Origin of the sequence: Streptomyces sp. NPDC008092 (assembly GCF_042957285.1) — a bacterium.
In the GTDB taxonomy this organism is placed as follows: domain Bacteria; phylum Actinomycetota; class Actinomycetes; order Streptomycetales; family Streptomycetaceae; genus Streptomyces.
In genome coordinates this window covers 143675-163552 of sequence record NZ_JBIBHY010000009.1, presented here as the reverse complement: position 1 = coordinate 163552, position 19878 = coordinate 143675, and the positions used below count along the sequence as shown (strand labels likewise).

Here is a 19878-nt window from a genome sequence, read left to right as displayed (position 1 = left end):
CCGGGCGGCGGACGAGGCCGCTCGTCAGCCGCCGGGGCACCTCGTGGCGGCTCCCTCGACGCGCCGGCCGCCCGGGAGCGTCACCGTCACCGGCCCGGGTTCCGTGTCGGGGTCGGCGATGCGCTGCGCCGCGTCGGCCGTGCAGGCGAGCTGCGCGGCCGCCAGTCCGGGATCGCCCGGCTCGCCCGCCGCGGACGACAGCCGGACGGAGACCCGGTGGCCGCTCACCGTCACCTTCACGAGGTCCGCCCAGGGCGGTGCCTCGGGCACGACGGCGGCACCGCCGTTCGCCGGGACGGTCGGCACCGCCGACGGCAGCATGCCCGTGGGCAGGGGCAGCCGTGTCGTCAGTCCCTCGCTCCGCTCCGCCCCGGTCGGGCCCAGGAGCAGATCGCGCACCGCCGACTCGACATCGCCCGGCGCGGCGGTCGGACGCCGGACGGCGGCCAGGGCGCCGTCCCGCACGAAGTACAGCCGCGTCGTCGGCACGACGCCGGCGGCGGGACCGCCCGCCTGCACCACGCCCGTCGTGGGGATGCCGCAGGAGGCCAGTACGCCCGCCATCGCGGGCACCAGGAGCGCGCCGCGGGCCCGGCGCCCGACGGTCACCACCGGTCCTCCCGGGGCGGCTCGTCGGCCGGCAGCGGCAGCCGTACGGTGAAGACGGCGCCGCCCCCGGGCCGGTTCGCGGCGCGGACCGTGCCGCCGTGCACCCGGACGTTCTCCGCGGTGATCGCGAGGCCCAGGCCGCTGCCCTCGGTGCGGGTGCGGGCGGCGTCCGACTTGTAGAACCGCTCGAAGACATGCGGCAGTACGTCGTCCGGGATGCCGGGTCCGCTGTCCAGCACCTCGATGACCGCGAGCCGCGCCCCGCCCTGCTCGCCGCCGGGTGCCCCGCCGTCGTACAGGCGCAGCGCGACGGGCCGGGCGCCGTGCCGCAGCGCGTTGCCGACCAGGTTGGCCACGACGACGTCGAGGCGGCGCGGGTCGACGCGGCCGCGCAGGGTGCCGGGCGGCGGCAGGGCGCAGTCCACCAGGCCGGTCCAGGCGCGGGCGTCCAGGGTGCGCCGCAGGGACTCGGCGAGGTCGATCTCGTCCAGGTGCAGCACCGCGGCGCCCGCGTCGAAGCGGGAGATCTCCATCAGGTCGTCCACCAGTCTGGCCAGCTTCACGGTCTCCTCGCTGATCAGACGGACGGCGGTGGCGGTGTCCGGGTCCAGGCGGGCGGCGTCCTCGTCGAGGACGTCGGTGACGGCGGACATGGCGGCGAGGGGCGTGCGCAGTTCGTGCGACACGTCCGCGGCGAACCGGCGGGCCCGGGCCTCCATGCCGCGCAGCTCGGCCACCGACTCCTCCAGCGCGGCGGCCGTCTCGTTGAACGTGTGGGAGAGATCGGCGAGTTCGTCGGACCCGTCGACGGCGAGCCGGGTGTCCAGGTGCCCCTCGGCGATGCTGCGGGTGGCGCTGCGCAGGGCCCGCACCGGGCGCAGCACCCCGCGGGCGGCGAGCAGCGCCAGCAGCACCGCGAGGGTCAGCGCGGGCACGGCGGCGCGCTCGGCGGCGCTGACCAGGGCGTCGACGTAGGCGCGCTCCGTGGCCTGCGGCACCGTCAGGAAGACATGCACACCGGAGGTGTACACGCCCCTCGCGGGCGCCTCGGCGAAGGTGACCGACATGCCGACGACGAGTGCGGTGCGGTCGCCGACGGCCACCCGCTGGAAGACCGTGGCCATGCTGGAGCCGACGGCCTCGCGCACGGCCGGGGTCAGCTCCGCGAAGCGGTCGCCGGGGGCGGAGGTGGCGCTCAGGCTGCCGTAGGTGGCGAGCACCCGCCAGGTACCGGAGGGCTCGGAGCGGGCCACGTCCGCGGCGAACCGGGCCAGCGCGGCCTCGTCCGGCGGGAAGGCGAGGTCCGGGGCGAGCCGGCCGACCTGGGTGCGCAGCTGCTGGATCACCGCGTCCTGGCTCTGCTGGAGCACCCCGGTACGGGCCTCGCGGAAGGTCAGGGCACCGGTGGTGGCGGCCGTGACCCCGGCGACCAGCGTGAAGGCGAGCACCAGGCGGATCCGCAGACCGCGCAGCTGCGGGAGGCGCGGGCGCCTCACCGGGCCGCGAACCGGTAGCCGAAGCCGCGCACGGTCTGGATGTGGCGCGGCTCGCGCGGCGGCTCGCCCATCTTGGCGCGCAGCCGCCGCACGCAGGCGTCCACCAGCCGGGCGTCCCCGTGGTAGCTGTGCTCCCAGACCGCTTCGAGGAGCTGCTGCCGGCTGAACACCTGACCGGGCGAGGCGGACAGGGTGAGCAGCAGCCGGAGTTCGGACGGGGCGAGCGGGACCGGCACCCCGTCACGGGTGACCGAGAGCCCGGCCCGGTCGACGGACAGGTCCCCGTACGTGTCGATCTTCGGTATGCCGCCCTCGGCGGGCGGGCCGCCCGCCCGGCGCAGCACCGCGCGGATACGGGCCTCCAGCACCCGCGCCTGCACGGGCTTGACCACGTAGTCGTCGGCGCCCGCCTCCAGGCCCACGACGATGTCCTCGTCGTCGCCGCGCGCCGTCGCCATGACGATCGGCAGGGTCTGGTCGAGGCCGCGGATCCGGCGGCAGACGTCGAGTCCGGGCATCCCGGGCAGCATGAGGTCCAGCACCACGACGTCCGGCCGGAAGGACCGCACCTGCTCCAGCCCCTCCTCCCCGGTCGCGACGGCGGCGAGCTCATGACCCTGGCGGCGCAGGGCGAGGGCCACCCCCTCCCGTACGGCACGGTCGTCTTCGATCAGCAGAACGCGTGGCATGCGCTCAGTATCCGCAGAAGATTCGCACAGCCGTCCGTTTGTTACGGGATGATCATATAAACCTGCGGCACCTCGCCCGTTATCTTTTCGTTATTGCTTGCGCCAGGTCCGATCACATTCCGATCACAGCCTGACGGTCATGACCACGCGCACAGCACGTTCGTCCGGTGGCCGTCGCCGGCACGGCCCCTCCCATGCCGTCCCCCGCGGGCGGCAGGGAAGAGGGCCGGTCTGGGGAGCGGTGGCCGCGCTCGCGGTCCTGGGGGCCGCAGGCTTCGTGGCCGTCGACGGGAGTCCGGCCGGTACGGGGGCGGCCCACGCGGGCGCCCGGGGCGGGCCCACCGAACGCGCCCGGTCCGGACTCCTCGGTGGCACCGGTACGGCGCACCGCTCCCCGTCGCCCGCTCCGGCCACCACCTCCGCCTCCCCGAGCCCGAGCCCGAGTACCTCGCCCACCCCGGAGATACCGGCCACCGGACCGGGCACGTTCGCCACCGCACCGGGCGACAGCACCCGGGTCGGCTCCGGCAGGCTCCTGCGCTTCCGGGTCGACGTCGAGAACGGCATCGACCTCTCCACGGCGGACGTCGCCCGGCAGGTCGAGCGCATCCTCGCCGACCCGCGCGGCTGGACCGCCGGCGGCAACTCGGCGTTCCAGCGGGTGTCGAGCGGTCCGGCCGACTTCGTCGTCCGGGTCGCGACGCCCGGGACGGTGGACAGGATCTGCGGCCGGTACGGGCTGGACACCGGCGGCGAGGTCAACTGCGACGTCGGCGGGCAGGTCATGGTGAACCTCAAGCGCTGGCTGCTCGCGACCCCTGTCTACGCCCACCGCGTCAAGGACTACCGGGCGCTGATCATCAACCACGAGGTCGGCCACTTCCTCGGCCACGGGCACGTCGGCTGCCCCGGCGCCGGGCAGCCGGCCCCCGTGATGATGCAGCAGATCAAGGGCATGCACGGCTGCCTGCCCAACGTCTGGCCGTACGACGCGAAGGGCCGGTACCTGACCGGACCGGCCGTGACCTGACCCGGCCGTGACCTGACCCGGCCGCGGCCGCCGCGGGCGGCCCCGGCGGCGGGACGTGAAGGCTCAAGTGAGCTGATACCCTCCGGAAGTGACCGCCCCCGACCGGACCCGACCGGACGACGAGCCCGCCGACCGGTGGCTCACGCCGGCCGAACTGGCCTCCTGGATGTCGGTGGTACGGCTCATCACCCGGCTGCCCTGGGCCCTCGACGCCCAGTTGCAGCGGGACGCCGACCTCAGCATGGTCGAGTACATGGCCATGGCGATGCTCTCCGAGGCCCCCGACCGGACCCTGCGGATGAGCACGCTGGCCGAGGTCGTCAACTCCTCGCTGTCCCGGCTCTCGCACCTCATGAAGCGGCTGGAGAAGCGCGGCTACGTCCGGCGCGAACCGGACCCCGGGGACGGGCGGTTCACCAACGCCGTCCTCCTGCCCGACGGCATGGCCAAGCTGGAGTCGGCCGCCCCCGGCCACGCGGCGAACGTCCGGCACCTCGTCGTGGACAACCTGACCGCCGAGCGCCTGCGCCGGCTCGGCCAGGACGCCGAGCGCATCCTCCAGCGCATCGACTCGCCCGTGCGCTGAGCCCCGGAGCGGTTCCGGTCCCGGTCGTCCACGATGCGCCGCTCCCGGCGGCGGGCCACGGACCTGCCGCGCAGGCCGCCTTCGAGGGCATCTGCCCCACGGACTCGCGCGCCGGGGTCCGCGCAGCCGAAGCCGGATCTGCCGACGGCGACCGACAGGTCACAGCACCGGCAGCCGCTCCAGCGCCTGGAGCGGCCGCGGATGGAAGAGGCGCAGCCGGTGCACCCGGCCGGCCCCGTCCAGCGTCATGAGCCAGGCCACGGCGGGCGGGCAGTGCCCGGGGTCGTCCGCCGGGTTGACGATGTCCATCTCCCAGACGGCCACCGACCGTCCGGCGACCGCATGGACGAGCCGCTGCCGTACCCCGGCCGCGATGTCGCCGTCCATGGCACGCACCAGCAGATCTCCGCCCCCGACCCGGTCGCCGCCCCTGAGCAGCGCGACCTCGGGCGACCAGCGTTCGGTGAGGAGCGCTCCGAAGTGCCCGCTCTCGGCGGCGGCGAGGGTCTCCCGGGCCTGGGTACGGCTGTCCCGGGTGCGCCGTGCGGTGTCGCCGTGCGTCGCGTCCGCCGTGCCGGCCAGGGCCGCCGCGAGCTTGGCCCGGCCCTGGCTGAGCCGGCTGCGGACCGTGCCCACGGGGATCCCGCAGACACCGGCTATCCGCTCGTACGAGGTGACACTCGTGGTGAAGTGGCGCAGCACCAACGGCAGCCGCAGCGCGGGGGAGAGTTCCTCCAGCGCCTCCCAGACCCAGTCCCGCAGCGTGCTCTGTTCCAGCCACTGCTCCGGACCGGCCTGCGTGGCGGGCAGGTGCAGGGCCTCGTCCACCGGCCGGACCGGAACGGCGTCCCGCAGCAGGGAGCGGGCGGCGTTGCGCACGATCATCCGCAGCCACGGGCCCACCGCCCCCGGGTCGCGGACGTCGCCGATCCGCCGCAGCGCGGTCAGGGCCGCGTCCTGCATGACGTCCTCGGTGTCCGGGCCCGGCCCGAGCAGGCTCAGCGCCACCGCGCGCATCCCCGCGCGGTGGCGTTCGAGCAGCAGTCCGAGGGCGCCGACCTCGCCCGCCTGCGCGGCCCGGGTGAGCACCGCGTCCTCGATGCGCGCGGCCTCGGCCGTCTCCCGGCTCGTCATCTCGGCCTTTCTGTTCTCGCGGACTCCGTCGGTCCCGGGCGGGTCCGGTGAAGTCCGTTGCGGTTCGGCAGCGCCCCCACAAGGGGCGCGAGGAACTGCGTGACCAGCCACGGCGCCGCAGCAGGCAGACGGCACAGCACGGCGTTTCCAGCGGAGCGCTCAGCCGTCGTCGGACCCGTCGCCGAGTTCCGGCAGCCAGCTGCCGTGGAAGCCCGCCGGGACAGCGTAGGGGAGTTCCACCACCGCCTGCTCGGAGAGGTCCGCGGCGTCGAGGACGAGCAGCTCCCCGGCCCTGCCGTCGTCGTCGGAGACGAGCGACAGCAGCCAGCCCTCGTCCTCGCTCCGGGCGTCGGCCGCCGGGACGAACACCGCCTCACCCGCGTAGCGGGCACCGGGCGTGGCATGGACCCGGGTGGTCTCGCCCGTGAGGTCGTGCTTGGCGATGCCGTCACCCGAGACGGTGTACAGGTAGCGGTTCCGGCGCCCGGTCAGGGTCTCGTTGTGGGTGGGGAACTCGGCGTCCCGGTCGTCCAGTTGACGCTCGGTGACCCGGCCGGTGGCCGGGTCCAGGGTCCAGCGGTACAGCACCGCGGGCGTCTGCACGAGGCCCGGCTCCGGCACGACGGCCGGGCCGGTGGGCCCGCCGATGTCGCCCCAGGCGTGCTCGAACCTGTCGTGGTCGTAGCGCACCGCGTCGAGGACGATCCGTCCCCCGGCGTCCTCGTGGGCGTTGCCGACGTGGAAGACGTAGCAGGGATCGACGTCGAACCAGCGCACCTCGGTGCTGCCGGGCGTGCGGGACATGATGCCGAGCCGGGCGCCGTAGCCGTCGTCCCACTGGTAGGGCATGCCGCCGCGGCCGGCGAGTTCGGGCCGGAAGACGACGGGCAGGTCCATCCAGACGATGTGGTGCTCGGTGATGGCGAAGTCGTGCATCATCGTCGGGCCGGGCACCTCGACCGGACGGCTGTCGAGCAGCTCGCCCTCCGCGGTGACCCGGTGGTAGGTGAGGTACGGCGGGGCGAACCCGGTGCCGAACAGGTGGAGTTCGCCGGTGACCGGGTCCTCCTTGGGGTGTGCGGTCATCGCGGTGGTCAGCCTGCCGCCGAAGTCGTAGGGCCCGACCGTCTCCAGCGCCGGGGTGACCCAGTAGGGGAAGCCGACCTCGCACAGCGCAAGCACCGTGTCCGCGTGCCGGATGACATGGGTGTTGCCGGGAGTCGCCGTCAGGTCGAAGGTGCCGTCCGCGCGGACGAAGGGGTGGCCCTCCCGCTCCCGGGTGCGGATCCACCGGTTGCGGTACCACTCGGCGCGGCCGTCGCGCAGCCGGATGCCGTGGAGCATGCCGGGGCCGGTGAACCAGTGGCCGGCGTCCTCGCCGGGCAGCGGGTTGGGGCCGTTGCGCAGGTAGCGGCCGTCCAGCTCGGGCGGGAGGGTGCCGCGCACGGTGAGGTCGAAGGCGTCGTGCTCCTCGGCGACCGGCGCGAAGCGGCCCCGGAGGTAGAGGGGAGGGATGGTCTCTTCGGTCATGGTGCTTTCCTTGTCCGGGCCGGCGGGGCGGTGCCGGCCGCGTGCTGGATCAGGTCCGGGGCGGCCGCGGGTCACTCGGGTACGGACATCAGCCCCTGCGACTCCAGCAGCCGCCGCTGCACCCGCTCGGGGTAGACCTTCGTGAAGACGATCGGGGCGGCGAGGCCGACGACGTGGGCCGTGATGCCGACCCACGCCCGGGCGTCCACCGCGCCGCCCACGGCGAGGACCACGGCGATGAAGGTGAAGCCGGCTCCCCAGGCGCTGGTGATGCGGTTGTTGACCTGGAGGAACTCCGGCATGTCCCAGTACTCGCGCGGCGTCTGGCGCTTGGCGATGCCCAGCGTGAAGGGGCGGCGGATCGCCATGGATCCCCAGGCGGTGGCGGCCAGCCAGGCGAACGAGAGGACGTCGCTGTGGTCCTTCAGCGCCGAGCCGGGGTCCGCGACGGAGACGGCGCCGATCGCGACGAAGTAGACGATGGTGCTGATCTCCAGGATCAGCGCGTCGAGGTCGACCCCCCGCCGCACGTCCTGGAGCAGGAGCAGCACGCCCGAGACGACACCGCCGAGCGCACCCCACCGCCAGTCGACGAAGCCCGAGACGACACCGGCGACGATCCAGGGGACGAAGCCGCGCAGGTAAGCCATGAAACCCATTGAGTGTTCCTTGCCGAGTGAAGACGAAGATGACGACGAAAGGGACGGCCGCGCAGGGGGGTTGCCGCGCGGCCGTTCGTGAACCGACGCGAACTAGATGCGGGGCGGACGGCAAAGTTCGACCACGGGACTGTGACCCTCGTCACGGTGGCCCGCTGGCATACTGACCGGCGTGATGCGTGCGGGGGCATGGCGGGACACCTGGCGCCGGCTGCGCCGCCGGATCGCCCAACGGCCGTACATCTACGCGGTGTTGCTCGGGCTCCTCGCGGTCTCCGAATCCCTCGCGGAGTTCGTCGCCGGCCACGGCTCGGTCCCGCGGCTGTTCGCCGACGCCGCCTCCGGCGGCACCGGCCGCTTACAACTCACCCTGATTTTGGGGTTGTTCTGCCTGGCGACCGCGCTGCCGCCGCTGTTCCTGCGCCCGTCGGCGGCCGGCGTCACGGTCACCGCCGCGAGCCTCGGCTCGCTCACGATCCTGCACACCCTGACGGCCGCGGGACTCGCCGCCCAGCTCGTCGCCCAGTACCGGCTGGCCCGCACCGGTGGCACGCTGCTCGCGCTCCTGCTCGGCGCGCCCTTCCTCGCCCTGGCCCTCGCCACGGCCACCGGCACGGCCGCGGACCCGGGCCCGGGCCCGGGCCCGGCGGCCCGCACGGTACTGCTCGCGGCGCTCGCGCCCGCCGCCGCCTGCGCCGGGCTCGCCGCGCGGGCCGCCGAACACCGCCGCGCGCACTCCGCCGCACGCCGGGTCATGGCCGTGACCGAGTGGGAGAACGCGGCGCGCGGCGAGCGGGCCCGGATCGTCCGCGAACTCCACGACGTCGTCGGCCACCACCTCTCCATGATCGCCGTGCAGGCGGAGACCGCCCGGGTGGCCACCCCCGGCATGCCCGCCCAGGGCGCCGAGCGCCTCCTCGGCATCGGGGACACCGCACGCGCCGCGCTCACCGAGATGCGCCGGCTGCTCGGCGTGCTGCGCGCGGACACCGGCTCCGCGACCGGTGCCGAGCGCAGCCCCCAGCCCGGCCTGCGGCACCTCGACGACCTCCTCGACGAGGCCCGTTCGGCCTCCGGCGGCTCCGTCCGGCTGGTCCTCAGCGGCTTTCCCCGCGCCCTCGACCCCGGTGTCGAACTCGCCGTCTACCGGATCGTCCAGGAGTCCCTCACCAACGCCCGCAAGCACGCCCCGGGCGCCGCCGTGGACGTCGAGCTGAACTACGCCGCCGACCGCCTGCACCTGCGCGTCCGCGACAACGGACCGGGCCCGGACACCGGCCGGCCCGCCGACGGCCACGGCCTGCTGGGGATGCGCGAGCGGGCCGCGGCGGTGGCCGGGGACGTCCGCACCGGCTCGGCGGACGTCGGCGGCTTCCTGGTGGCCGCCCGCTTCCCCGCGCCGCCGCACGAGGACCCCGAGGCCAGGACGGAAGAGACCGCATGAGCGTCCCCACCCCGCCGATCCGCGTCGTGATCGCCGACGACCACCTCGTCGTCCGGACCGGCTTCGCCGCGATGCTGGACTCCCAGCCCGACTTCACGGTCGTCGGCACCGCCGCCGACGGCACCGAGGCGGTCGGCGTGTGCCGTGAGACCGGCCCGGACGTCGTCCTGATGGACATCCGCATGCCGGGCCTGGACGGCATCGAGGCCACCCGCCGGCTCCTCGGCGCCGCACCCGGGCGGACCGGCGGGCCCCGGGTCCTCATCCTCACCACCTTCGACCTGGACGAGTACGTCTACGACGCCCTGCGCGCCGGCGCCAGCGGCTTCCTGCTCAAGGAGGTCACCGCCGAGCGGCTCTTCGACGCGGTCCGGGTCGTCGCCGCGGGGGAGGCACTGCTCGCCCCCGCCATCACCCGCCGGCTCATCGACGAGTTCGCCCGCCTGCCCGACCGGTCCGCCGCGAGCGGCCCGCCGCCCCGGCTGGGCACCCTCACCGCCCGCGAGACCGAGGTGCTGCTGCTCGTCGCCGAAGGCCTGTCGAACCCCGAGATCGCGGCCCGGCTCGTCGTCGGCGAGGAGACGGTCAAGACCCACGTCAGCCGGATCCTCGCCAAGCTCGGCCTGCGCGACCGCACCCAGGCCGTCGTCGCCGCCTACGAGTCGGGACTCGTCGTCCCCCGTGCGAGGGATGCGAAAGCTGGCTCCGAGGGGTGACGCATCCGGCCGCCGCGCTTCCTAGCCTGGCGGTCATGGAGACGACGATCGAGGTCAGGGACTTGCACAAGCGCTTCGGGAGCGTGCGGGCGCTGGACGGGATGGAGTTCACCGTCCGGCCCGGACAGGTCACCGGCTTCGTGGGCCCCAACGGGGCGGGCAAGTCCACCACGATGCGGGTGATCCTCGGCCTGGACCGGCCCGACGGGGGCAGCGCCCTCGTCGGCGGCCGCCGGTACCAGGAGCTGCGCACCCCCTTCACCCACCTCGGCGCGCTGCTGGACGCCGCCGCGGTCCAGCCCGCCCGCACCGCCCGCCACCATCTGCTGTGGCTGGCGCACTCCCAGGGGCTGCGCGCCGGACGGGTCGAGGAGGTGCTCCGGCAGGTCGGTCTGTGGGACGTGGCCGGCCGGAAGGCGGGCGGCTTCTCGCTCGGCATGCGGCAGCGGCTCGGCATCGCGGCCGCCCTGCTCGGCGACCCGCCCGCGATCATGCTGGACGAACCGTTCAACGGGCTGGATCCGGACGGCTTCCGGTGGATGCGCGGCTTCCTCGCGTCCCTCGCCGCGGAGGGCCGCGCCGTCCTCGTCTCCAGCCACCTCATGGGCGAACTCCAGGACACCGCCGACCACGTGATCGTCGTCGGCCGGGGCCGGGTCGTCGCCGACATGAGCGTGCGCGAGCTGCTGGAGTCCGTCTCCCGCGGCCAGGTCACGCTGCGCACCTCCGCCCGCGCCGACGCCATGACCGTGCTCGCCCGCGCGGGCGCCACCGTCAGCTCCGCGGCCCCCGACACGGTCACCGTCACCGGGCTGCCCGCCGAGCGGGTCGTCTCGCTGCTCGCCGGGCACGGCGTGCCGTTCGCCGAGGTGGCCGCGCACCGCGCCTCCCTCGAAGAGGCCTACATGGAACTGACCCGCGACGCCGTCCAGTACCGGGGGACCCTGCCCGAGGAGGCCGGCCGATGACCGGGGCCGGCCTCGGCGCGTTCGGGGCGCTGCTGCACGCCGAGTGGACCAAGTTCCGTACCGTGCGCGGCTGGTGGGTGGGCAGCGTGGGCGCCGCCCTCGTCCTCTGCCTGGTCGGGCTGCTCGCCACCGCGGCCGGCAACGAGGGCTCCGGCTCGGCCCTCCCCGTCGGCCCGGGCGGCGAAGCGGTCAACGACGACTTCTCGTTCGTGCACCGGCCGCTGACCGGCGACGGCACGATCACCGTCGCCGTGACCTCGCTCACCGGTGTGATCGCCACCGGGCCCGGCCGCACCCGGTCCGGCCTCGCGCCCTGGGCGAAGGCCGGGATCATCGTCAAGGACGGCCTGACGCAGGGCTCGCCGTACGCGGCGGTCATGGTCACGGGCGGCCACGGGGTGCGGATGCAGTACGACTACACGCACGACGTCGCCGGAACGGCGGGCGCGGTCTCCGCGTCGTCGCCGCGCTGGCTCAGACTGCGGCGCACGGGCGACGTCCTCACCGGCTACCGGTCGGCCGACGGCCGCACCTGGAGCGTGGTCGGCACCGCCCGGCTCGCGGGGCTCCCGGACACCGTCCAGGCCGGGCTGTTCGTGACCTCGCCGTCGGCCGAGCAGTCCACCGGCACCGGCTCCGGCTTCGCGCCCGCGGTGGCCACCGGCAGCTTCGACCGGATCACCCTGAACGGGGGCTGGACGGCGGGCAGTTGGCGGTACCGGCAGGTGGGCCGGGGGGCCGGGGTCTCGGGCAGCTACACCGAGGACACCAGGGGCGCGGCCGTCCGGACGGGTTCCGGTTCCGCCGCCGGCTTCACCGTGACCGGGGCCGGGGACATCGCGCCGGTCGTCGGCGGCCCGGCCGCCGCCGGGGTGCGGAGCATCGAGAACTTCCTCGTCGGCGCGTTCGCCGGGCTCGTCGTGGTCGTGGTGGTCGCCGCCGGATACGTCACCGTCGAGTACCGGCGCGGACTGATCGGCCTCACCCTCGCCGCGAGTCCGCGCCGCGGCCGGGTCCTCGTGGCCAAGGCCCTTGTGGTGGGCACGGTCTCCCTGGTCGCCGGGACGGTAGCCGCCGCCGTGACGGTCCCGCTCGGCGGACGGCGTTCACGGGCCGGCGGCTTCCCGGTGCTCACCGTGCCGGCCGGCACCGAGGTGCGGGTCGTCGTCGGCACCGGCCTGCTGCTCGCCACCGCCGCCGTCCTCGCCCTCGGCGTCGGCACGATCCTGCGGCGCGGCGCCGTCGCCGTCACCGTGGTGGTCGCCGGCACGGTCCTGCCCTACCTGCTCGCGACGGCGTCGGTGCTGCCCGACGGGGCGGCCGAGTGGCTGCTGCGGGTCACGCCGGCCGCCGGGTTCGCCGTCCAGCAGAGCGTCGTACGGTACGAGCAGGTGGTGACCGACTACTCGCCTTCGTCCGGGTACTTCCCGCTCTCGCCGTGGGCCGGGTTCGCGGTGCTGTGCGGCTACGCCGCCGTCGCGTTCGGCACCGGCGTCGTGCTGCTGCGCCGGAGGGACGCATGAGGCGCGCCTGCCACGCGGAGTGGACGAAGCTGCGCACCGACGCCGCCCATGTCCGGCTGCTGCTGGGCGTGCTGGTGCTGACCGTGGCGGTGGGCGCCGGGGTGGCGACGACCTCCCGGTGCGACGCCGCCGGCTGTGGCGGCGACCCCGTGCGGCTGTGCCTGACCGGGGTGATGGCGGGTCAGGTCGCGGTCGTGGTCGTCGCCGTCCTGACGGTGGGCGACGAGTACGGGACCGGCATGATGCGCACGACCCTCACGGCGGTCCCGCGACGGCTGACGGTCCTGTGCGCCAAGGCCGCCGTGCTCACCGCCGGGACGCTGGCGGCCGCGACGGTCTCGGTGCTCGGCTCGCTGCTGGCCGGGCGGCTGGTCGAGCCGGGCCGCGGCTTCACCCCGGAACACGGCTACCCGGCCCTGTCGCTGACCGACGGGCCCACCCTGCGGGCCGCGGCGGGGTCCGTGCTCTACCTGGCCCTGATCGGCCTGCTGAGCATGGGACTGGCCCTCGTCGTGCGCGACTCGGCCACCGCGATCGGCATCGTGCTGGCCCTGCTGTTCGTCCTCCCGGTCCTCGCCCGCGTCGTGGCCGACCCGGACTGGCAGCGGCACCTGGAGCAGTTCGCGCCGATGACGGCCGGCCTGGCCGTCCAGGCCACCGTCGGCACCGACCGGCTGCCCGTCGGCCCCTGGCAGGGACTGGGCGTCCTGGCCCTGTGGGCGGGTGCCGCCCTCACGGCGGGCGGCCGGCTGCTCCGCTCGCGCGACGCGTGAACCGGCCGCCCGCCGCGGGCGGGTCAGCCCTCGATCCAGCCGTGGTTCTTGGCGAACTGGGCCAGCGCGCCCCGGACCCGCACGATCTCCTCGGCGGTGAGTGTGGGCGCCGACGCGAGCAGCGTCTCGGTGACCTCGCGGGTGAATTCGTCCGCGCTGAGCAGATCGCACAGCGAGTCGTCGTCCGGACCGAGCGTGCGGACCTCGGCGCCCCGGGCGAGCCGGACACCGGACGCCTTCGGACCGCGCTCGCCGGCCTCGATCTCGAACTCCACCGCCACGCCCGGGCGGACGTACGACTCCGACATCTGCATGTCGTTCACGTGCAGGAAGACGTCCTCGCCACCACCGTCCGGAGCGATGAACCCGTAACCGCGCGAGCTGTCGAACCGCACCACACGACCACTGACCATGAGAAACCCCCAACCAAACCGGGCCACCTGCCCGGACACCTGGGCCCGATGGTAGTCAAGTCCGGCCCCGTCGGTCGACCTGGCCCACCGGCCGCGGTCGCGGAGGTCGGAACTCGGTGCGCCGACAAAGAAGTTGATATGGAAAGCTGTCGCCTGCCGTCGGTGAGCCAAGGGGGGCCGGGACGGCCGTTGAGAGGAGCGCACGTGACGCAGGACGGCAACGGGTCCGTGGAGATCGACACCAGCAAGCCGCATCCCGCGCGGATCTACGACTACCTGCTGGGCGGCAAGGACAACTACGAGGTGGACCGCAAGGCCGGTGACCAGCTCGCCTCCGTCGCGCCCGAGGTGTGGATATCCGTGCGGGCCAACCGCGGCTTCCTGCGGCGCGCGGTCCGGCACGTCATCGACAGCGGCGTCCGCCAGATCCTCGACATCGGCACCGGGCTGCCCACCTCGCCGAACGTGCACGAGGTGGCCCAGGAGCTGGCCCCGGACGTCCGGGTCGCCTACGTCGACAACGACCCGATCGTGAAGGCCCACGGCGACGCGCTGCTCAGCCGGGCGGGCAGCACCGGCATCGTCCTCGCCGACCTGCGCGACCCGCAGGCCGTCATCGACCACCCCGAGGTCCGCCGGATCATCGACTTCGGCGAGCCCGTCGCGCTGTTCCTCGTCGCCATCCTCCACTTCATCCGTGACGAGGAGGAGCCCGAGCGGATCGTGGCCACCCTGCGCGACGCGCTGCCGGCCGGCAGCTTCCTGGTGCTCTCGCACGCCACCGACGACTTCGCCGAGCGCAGCGAGGCCCAGGCCGTCTACAACAACGCGACCGCCTCCATGAACCTGCGCCCCCGGGCCCGGATCGAGCGGTTCTTCGACGGGTTCGAGCTGGTCGAACCCGGCGTCACCCAGGTCCCGTTCTGGCGCCCGGACACCACCCCGCCGGCCGGCTCGGAGGCGATCGGCTTCTACGGCGGCGTGGCCGTCAAGAAGGCCTGAGCGGTCGCCGGGAGGGCCTGAGCCGCCGTCCCGGCGCACCGCGCCGCCGTCAGGGCACTCCGAGCTCGAACAGGGCGTAGCCCGCGTACGAGCCGGAGGCCAGGGCCGCGATGCCCAGCAGGACGCACAGGCAGGGCAGGCTGACGCGGCGCAGCGCGACCGCCAGGGGGACGAACAGCGGGAAGGCGGGCAGCAGGTAGCGCGAGACGTTCGCGAAGTACTGCTGACTGCCCAGTACCAGGGCGAGGGTGAGCACCGTGTGGACGACGAGGACCACCGGCGGCCGCAGCCGGAACAGCAGCGGCAGCAGGGCCAGGTCCAGCAGGACCACCCCGACCCCGATGACGTCCGCGAAGGGGAGCGCGAAGAGATAGTCGAAGTGGCCCACGGGGACGGAGGTCAGGACGTCCAGGGTCTGGCTGCCGTAGTCGAACTCGTGCCCCCACGCGCCCGACTGGAGCGCGAAGTAGCCGCCGTAGTCGCCCATGCGGTGGCCCACCCAGCCCAGATAGCCGAGCAGACCCAGCGGGGCCACGAGCATCGCGGTCAGCGGACGCGCCACGCCGTCCTGGCGGCGGCGCAGCGCGAGGAGCGCGGCCAGGGCGAGCGCGGCGACCAGGGCCGCGGCCGTGGGCCGGTTGAGGCCCGCCGCGAAGGTCAGCACCCCCGCCGTCAGCCAGCGGCGGGTCAGCACGGCGTACAGGGCCCAGGCGGCCAGGGCCACGTACAGCGAGTCCGAGTAGACCGCCCACTCCACGCCGGAGCCCGGCCACACGGCCCACAGCCCGGCCGCCGCCAGCCCCGCCCGCCGGCCGCCGAACCACCCGGCGACGGCGGCGATCCCCAGTGCCGCGGCGAACGACGCCACGACCGACACCAGCAGCCCGGCACCGAACGGACCGAGACCGGTGACCTCCATCGCCGTCCGCATCAGCGCCGGGTAGAGCGGGAAGAACGCGGCCGAGTTGCCCTGGAGGGTGATCAGCCCGGTGGCACCGGGGACCGGGACGAGCGCGGGGTGGTAGCCGTGCAGGGCGATCTGCTGGTACCACCAGCCGTCCCAGGTGCCCAGCACGTCCCAGGTGTGCGCGCCGCCGCCGAACCGCGGATGCTTCCTGCGGAAGTCCCCGGCGGAGTCCAGCAGGTACATGAAGGAACCGAAGCCGGCGAGCTTCAGGACGCCGTACATCGCGAGGACCGGGCCGTAGCGGCGGGCGGTGTCGCGCAGGCGCTGTCCGGGGCCCGGCGCGGCGGTCCCGGATGCGGCGGGCGGGGACGGTGTGGTGCTCTTCAGGGGCGTGGTCATGAAGCCGCGCGCTCCGTCCGGCGGCGCCGTCCGCCGAAGGCCGGACGGGCGAGGAGGAGGGCCAGGTGGGCGGCGGCGAGCACGGCGAGTTCCGCGCGGAGACCGGTGCCGGGGGCCGTGTGCCGCAGGACGGCGATCGAGCCGGCGGTGACCGCCAGCCGGGCGGCCAGGGCGGGTGGCGCGGACAGCGGGAGCCGGCCGAGGACCGGCTGGGCGAGGGTCCAGCAGGCCAGCAGGGCCAGTGCGTTGGCCACCTGTGCGGCGGCGGTCGGCCGCAGCGCCGCGTACAGGAGCAGATGCGCGAGGGCCATGACGGCGGCGGGGACGGCGTACGACCGCGGCGGCCGCCGCGACGGCAGCGCGCCCCGGGCCAGCGACCGGCCGACCCGCGCGATGCCGCGCAGATCGGCGAGCGCCGTGGACAGCAGCGCGACCCGGCTGTCCGGGTCGTCCACCCAGTCGACCGGCACCTCGTGGATCCGCAGCCCGGCCCGCTCCGCGATCACCAGCAGCTCGGTGTCGAAGAACCATCCGGGGTCCCGCACCAGCGGCAGCAGCCACGCGGCGGCGTCCCGCCGTACGGCCTTGAACCCGCACTGCGCGTCCGAGAACCCCACCGACAGGGTGCAGCGCAGCAGGACGTTGTAGCAGCGGGAGATGGCCTCCCGCTTCGGGCCGCGCACCACCCGGGCACCGGGCGCCAGCCGGGTGCCGACGGCCAGGTCGGAGTGGCCCGAGAGCAGCGGGGCGACGAGCGGCAGCAGCGCCGCGAGCCCGGTCGACAGGTCCACGTCGAGGTAGCCGACGACGGGTGCCGACGACGCCGACCAGGCCGCACGCAGCGCCCGCCCGCGGCCCTTCTCGGCCAGGCGGGTCCACTCCACCTCGGGCAGCTCGGCGGCGAGCCGGGCCGCGATCAGCGGGGTCGCGTCGGTGCTGGCGTTGTCGGCGACGGTGATCCGGAACGGGTACGGGAACGTCTCCCGCAGATGGGCGTGGAGCCGCCGCACGCTGGGCTCCAAGTCCTTCTCCTCGTTGAACACCGGCACGGCCAGGTCGAGGACCGGTTCGCCGCGGTGCCGAGGGGGCGGCGGCGCCGGGACGGGCAAGGTGACCCAGGGCTGATTCATGGCGTTTTTTCGCATTCGTACTCGATTTCAGGGCGCGCCGAGGCGACACCCGGTGGTGACGGGGGACAGGGGTGCCGTCCGGTAGCGGGCGGCTGAGCGGTCGCTGTCGGACCGAACCGGGCCCGGCCTACGAGCCGTTCGACGGGTCGGAGCCCCCGGTCGCGGGTGCCGACGGCGGGAACGCGGTGGCGGTGGAGCCCCCGGACGAGCCCGCCGTGGCGCTCCGGGTCGTGCCCGCGTCCGGGGTGGAGGTCTCCGTCGAGGTCGAGGTCGAGGTCGAGGTCGAGTTCGGGGTCGGTGAGGACGAGGCGGTATGCCCGCTCGTCGCCGACGGGGTGTCCTCGGGCGTGGCCGTGCCCCCGGGCGGGGGCGCCGAGGTCGTGGCAGCGGAGGCCGGCGCACTGGGCGAGAGGCTCGGCGTCGGTGCCGGACCATCGGCCGGGCTGGTCGCGGGCCAGGGGTGCGGCGCGCTCGGCTCCACACGGACGCCGGAGTGGGGCCACAGGAACAGGCCCAGGGCGAGCCCCGCGGCCGTGAGGACACCGCCGGCCGCCCGCTGGGCCGCCCGGACCCGCCGCCGCGCCAGCACCCCGGCCCGCAGCCGGTCCCGGTGCCGGGGCTCGAAGGGCACGGTGTCCCGGTCGTCGTGCATCAACTGCGTCAACTGCCGCTCGAAGTGATCCATGGCCTCTCCCTCACCCCACCGGCTCGATCGCGTCCGCCAGCAGCTCCCGCAGCCGGGCCACCCCGCGCGCGGCGTGCGACCGGGCGGTGCCCACCGGGCAGCCCAGCACCTCGGCTACCTGCCGGTCGGGCAGATCCTGGTAGTACCGCAGCACGACCGCGGCCCGCTGACGCGGGGTCAGCAGCGCCAGCGCCGACTCCAGCCGGGAACGCTCGGCGACGACCGCCGACATGTCGCCGGCCGCCGCGACCTCGGGCAGTTCCTCCACGGGGCGCTCGCCCCACCACCGGCGCCGCGCGGAGCGGGCCGCGGCACGCGCCAGGATCTTCCGGACGTACGCCTCCGGCGCCTCGTCGGCGACCTTCGGCCAGACGAACCACAGCCGGACCAAGGACTCCTGCAACAGATCCTCGGCCCGATGCCGATCGCCACCGGTGAGCAGACGGGCCAGATGGCACAGCCCCGACCAGCGGGCCGCCACGAACTCGTCGTACTCACCGGCCCGAGCCTGCTCCATTCCCACGGTCCCCGCTCTCCCCGGCTGCCTACACCTGGGAAAAGGCCCTGGGGGCGGCAGAACGCTGCACTCGGCCGGGGTGATCCCCGTCACGTGCGGACCGGGGCCGTAATTGCCTGGCAGACCAGGGCGAGGCCGTCGTATGCTCCCCGCGATGACCACTCACTCTGCTGTCAGATTGGGGGTCCCGTCCACGTCAGGTGAGTGCTGATGGCCACTCACCTCACGGACGGGGACACCCGCCTTTCGCTGTGGCGGCGCGTGCGCGAGTACGCCGTGCCGCCCACCATGATCGAGACCGCTACCGCCCGCCGCACCGCCGGGGACTGGGCGGGGGCCTGCGCGGCCGCCGGTTTCGACGTCGACCTCGACCTGCGCCGCATCGCCCGCGCGTGGGGCCGGGACGCCCAGGTACGGATCCGCGCCGACCTGCGCCGGCTCGCCCCCGACCTGCTGCGCTGGCATCTGCCGAGGATCGCGCCCGACGGGTTGCTGCGGCCGGGACTGACCATGCCGCTTGCCCGCTACGACACCGGGGAAGGCTCCCTGTGCCTCGTGGTCCGGACGCCGCCCGCCTGGGCGGACGCCGGGCAGCGGATCAGCCTCGCGCTGTGGGACGGCACACCGAGCGAGCCGGCCGCCCGGGGGCATCCGCATCCGCGCCCCAGCCGGCGGTTCCGCTTCGACCTGCACCGCCATCTGTGGGACGCGGACGCCGCGGGCGAGCTGCGGGCCCGGTCGGGTGCCGACCGGACCCCGGACCCCGACCGGACCCAGGGCGGTGAACGGCTCCCGTTCGGCGGCCGACTCCCGTTCGGCGAGCAGGCGTTGTGCGCCACGGACCGCTGGGCGGACGAGGCGCGGATCGTGCTGGGCGCCGAGGGGCGGGACAGCGGCACCGTCGTCGTACGCCTGGGCGGCCGGCTGCGGCTCGCGTTGCACCTGGCGGCCGACGGGACCGTGACCACCGCGCGGGACACCACCGCACCGGACACCACCGCACCGGACACCGCGGTCCGGGCCACCACCGCCCGGGAGGCGGGTACCGGCGTGCGACCCGTCCTGCCCGACGCGGCGACCTGGATCCTTCCCGATCTGGAACTGCTGCGCGCCGGGCTGGTCGACGCCGGCCGGCTGCATCCGCTGGTCGCCGCGGCGCTCGTCCCCGGGCACGCCCCGGCCGCCCGGGACCCGTATCCCGACCCGGCCCGGCAGCCGGGACTCGTGGAGTGCCGGGGCGCCCCGCACCGGATCGGCCTGGTCGACGGGGTGCTGTCCGCACTGGACCACTCCCCGGACGAACTGCGGCGCGAGGAACTCCTGGTGGCGCTCGGCGGTCCGCCGCTGCCCTGTCTGCGGGTCATCGACGAGGCGCACCGCCGCCCCGACTGCCTCACCGGCGTCCGTGAGCGCCTCGACCACGGGGACATCGCCGGCGCGCTGGCCGTCGTCGAAGGACTGCTGGGGCCCGAAGCCGTGCTGCGCGACGGGCCGTTGAAGGACGAACTGGCGGCGGCCGCGCACCGCCGGATCGCGTACGGCCTCTACCGGGCGGGCCTCGCCGGATCCCGCAGCGGGCCCGTCCGCGCGCGGCGACGCCGCTCCGTCCGCGACCCGCGCCTGGGCCCGCGCTCCGCCAACCGGCGCTGAAACCCACCCCCTTGCCCT

20 protein-coding genes are annotated in these 19878 nt (G+C 74.9%); 9 read left to right on the top strand and 11 right to left on the bottom strand.

Translation table 11 applies throughout. The features are described from left to right. Positions 1-24: 24 nt before the first annotated feature. From ACFZB3_RS28725 to ACFZB3_RS28715, 3 genes are read right to left on the bottom strand one after another with little or no spacing between them, the layout of a single operon-like run. Positions 25-609 carry a hypothetical protein gene (locus tag ACFZB3_RS28725; protein WP_391380139.1) on the bottom strand — a complete coding sequence of 195 codons (585 nt, stop codon included), beginning with the start codon at positions 607-609 and terminating at the stop codon, positions 25-27. Beyond that, positions 606-2105 carry an ATP-binding protein gene (locus ACFZB3_RS28720; protein ID WP_391380137.1) on the bottom strand — a complete coding sequence of 500 codons (1500 nt, stop codon included), beginning with the start codon at positions 2103-2105 and terminating at the stop codon, positions 606-608. Before ACFZB3_RS28720 ends, ACFZB3_RS28725 begins: the two co-directional genes overlap by 4 nt. Further along, entirely contained in the window at positions 2102-2794 is a 693-nt protein-coding gene (locus ACFZB3_RS28715) for a response regulator (protein WP_391380135.1), read from the bottom strand. Before ACFZB3_RS28715 ends, ACFZB3_RS28720 begins: the two co-directional genes overlap by 4 nt. 139 nt (positions 2795-2933) lie before the next feature. On the opposite strand from ACFZB3_RS28715, the gene ACFZB3_RS28710 reads away from it, so the two are divergent. Beyond that, positions 2934-3824 (top strand): DUF3152 domain-containing protein, encoded by an 891-nt coding sequence (locus ACFZB3_RS28710; RefSeq protein WP_391380133.1) that lies wholly within the window; start codon positions 2934-2936, stop codon positions 3822-3824. Between the two features lie 88 nt (positions 3825-3912). After that, positions 3913-4410 (top strand): MarR family transcriptional regulator, encoded by a 498-nt coding sequence (locus tag ACFZB3_RS28705; RefSeq protein WP_391380131.1) that lies wholly within the window; start codon positions 3913-3915, stop codon positions 4408-4410. 159 nt (positions 4411-4569) lie between these two features. Here the strand turns inward: ACFZB3_RS28705 and ACFZB3_RS28700 are convergent, their stop codons facing one another. From ACFZB3_RS28700 to ACFZB3_RS28690, 3 genes are all read right to left on the bottom strand, one after another. Then, positions 4570-5544: a sigma-70 family RNA polymerase sigma factor gene (locus ACFZB3_RS28700; RefSeq protein WP_391380129.1), complete on the bottom strand. Its 975-nt coding sequence runs from the start codon at positions 5542-5544 to the stop codon at positions 4570-4572. Between the two features lie 159 nt (positions 5545-5703). Then, positions 5704-7074 carry a carotenoid oxygenase family protein gene (locus ACFZB3_RS28695; protein WP_391380127.1) on the bottom strand — a complete coding sequence of 457 codons (1371 nt, stop codon included), beginning with the start codon at positions 7072-7074 and terminating at the stop codon, positions 5704-5706. A 71-nt stretch (positions 7075-7145) separates the two neighbouring features. Beyond that, complete coding sequence (locus tag ACFZB3_RS28690; protein ID WP_391380126.1) at positions 7146-7733, bottom strand: hypothetical protein; 588 nt, start codon at positions 7731-7733, stop codon at positions 7146-7148. Between the two features lie 175 nt (positions 7734-7908). On the opposite strand from ACFZB3_RS28690, the gene ACFZB3_RS28685 reads away from it, so the two are divergent. From ACFZB3_RS28685 to ACFZB3_RS28665, 5 genes are read left to right on the top strand one after another with little or no spacing between them, the layout of a single operon-like run. Next, positions 7909-9177, top strand: a complete 1269-nt coding sequence (locus tag ACFZB3_RS28685) for a histidine kinase (RefSeq protein WP_391380639.1) — start codon at positions 7909-7911, stop codon at positions 9175-9177. Continuing rightward, positions 9174-9893: a response regulator gene (locus ACFZB3_RS28680; RefSeq protein ID WP_391380124.1), complete on the top strand. Its 720-nt coding sequence runs from the start codon at positions 9174-9176 to the stop codon at positions 9891-9893. The genes ACFZB3_RS28685 and ACFZB3_RS28680 overlap by 4 nt, the downstream gene beginning before the upstream one ends. A 35-nt stretch (positions 9894-9928) precedes the next feature. Then, complete coding sequence (locus ACFZB3_RS28675; RefSeq protein ID WP_391380122.1) at positions 9929-10861, top strand: ATP-binding cassette domain-containing protein; 933 nt, start codon at positions 9929-9931, stop codon at positions 10859-10861. Further along, positions 10858-12384 (top strand): ABC transporter permease subunit, encoded by a 1527-nt coding sequence (locus ACFZB3_RS28670; protein WP_391380120.1) that lies wholly within the window; start codon positions 10858-10860, stop codon positions 12382-12384. Before ACFZB3_RS28675 ends, ACFZB3_RS28670 begins: the two co-directional genes overlap by 4 nt. Further along, positions 12381-13157, top strand: coding sequence for an ABC transporter permease (locus ACFZB3_RS28665; RefSeq protein ID WP_391380118.1), 777 nt, complete (start codon positions 12381-12383; stop codon positions 13155-13157). The genes ACFZB3_RS28670 and ACFZB3_RS28665 overlap by 4 nt, the downstream gene beginning before the upstream one ends. 23 nt (positions 13158-13180) lie before the next feature. Here the strand turns inward: ACFZB3_RS28665 and ACFZB3_RS28660 are convergent, their stop codons facing one another. Further along, complete coding sequence (locus tag ACFZB3_RS28660; protein WP_391380116.1) at positions 13181-13570, bottom strand: cold shock domain-containing protein; 390 nt, start codon at positions 13568-13570, stop codon at positions 13181-13183. Between the two features lie 204 nt (positions 13571-13774). Here ACFZB3_RS28660 and ACFZB3_RS28655 point away from each other — a divergent pair, with 204 nt between their 5' ends. Next, the gene (locus tag ACFZB3_RS28655) at positions 13775-14572 is read left to right on the top strand and encodes an SAM-dependent methyltransferase (protein WP_391380114.1); all 798 of its coding nucleotides are present in this window, start codon (positions 13775-13777) and stop codon (positions 14570-14572) included. A 49-nt stretch (positions 14573-14621) separates the two neighbouring features. Here the strand turns inward: ACFZB3_RS28655 and ACFZB3_RS28650 are convergent, their stop codons facing one another. From ACFZB3_RS28650 to ACFZB3_RS28635, 4 genes are all read right to left on the bottom strand, one after another. Further along, a complete protein-coding gene (locus ACFZB3_RS28650) occupies positions 14622-15878 on the bottom strand; it encodes a hypothetical protein (protein WP_391380112.1) in 1257 nt (418 codons plus the stop codon). Then, on the bottom strand, positions 15875-17008 hold the full coding sequence (locus ACFZB3_RS28645; RefSeq protein ID WP_391380110.1) for a glycosyltransferase: 1134 nt from the start codon (positions 17006-17008) through the stop codon (positions 15875-15877). The genes ACFZB3_RS28650 and ACFZB3_RS28645 overlap by 4 nt, the downstream gene beginning before the upstream one ends. 127 nt (positions 17009-17135) lie before the next feature. Beyond that, on the bottom strand, positions 17136-17693 hold the full coding sequence (locus ACFZB3_RS28640) for a hypothetical protein (RefSeq protein WP_391380107.1): 558 nt from the start codon (positions 17691-17693) through the stop codon (positions 17136-17138). 10 nt (positions 17694-17703) lie between these two features. Further along, entirely contained in the window at positions 17704-18210 is a 507-nt protein-coding gene (locus ACFZB3_RS28635; RefSeq protein ID WP_391380105.1) for a SigE family RNA polymerase sigma factor, read from the bottom strand. A gap of 210 nt (positions 18211-18420) precedes the next feature. On the opposite strand from ACFZB3_RS28635, the gene ACFZB3_RS28630 reads away from it, so the two are divergent. Next, positions 18421-19860 carry a hypothetical protein gene (locus ACFZB3_RS28630; RefSeq protein ID WP_391380103.1) on the top strand — a complete coding sequence of 480 codons (1440 nt, stop codon included), beginning with the start codon at positions 18421-18423 and terminating at the stop codon, positions 19858-19860. Positions 19861-19878: the final 18 nt, after the last annotated feature.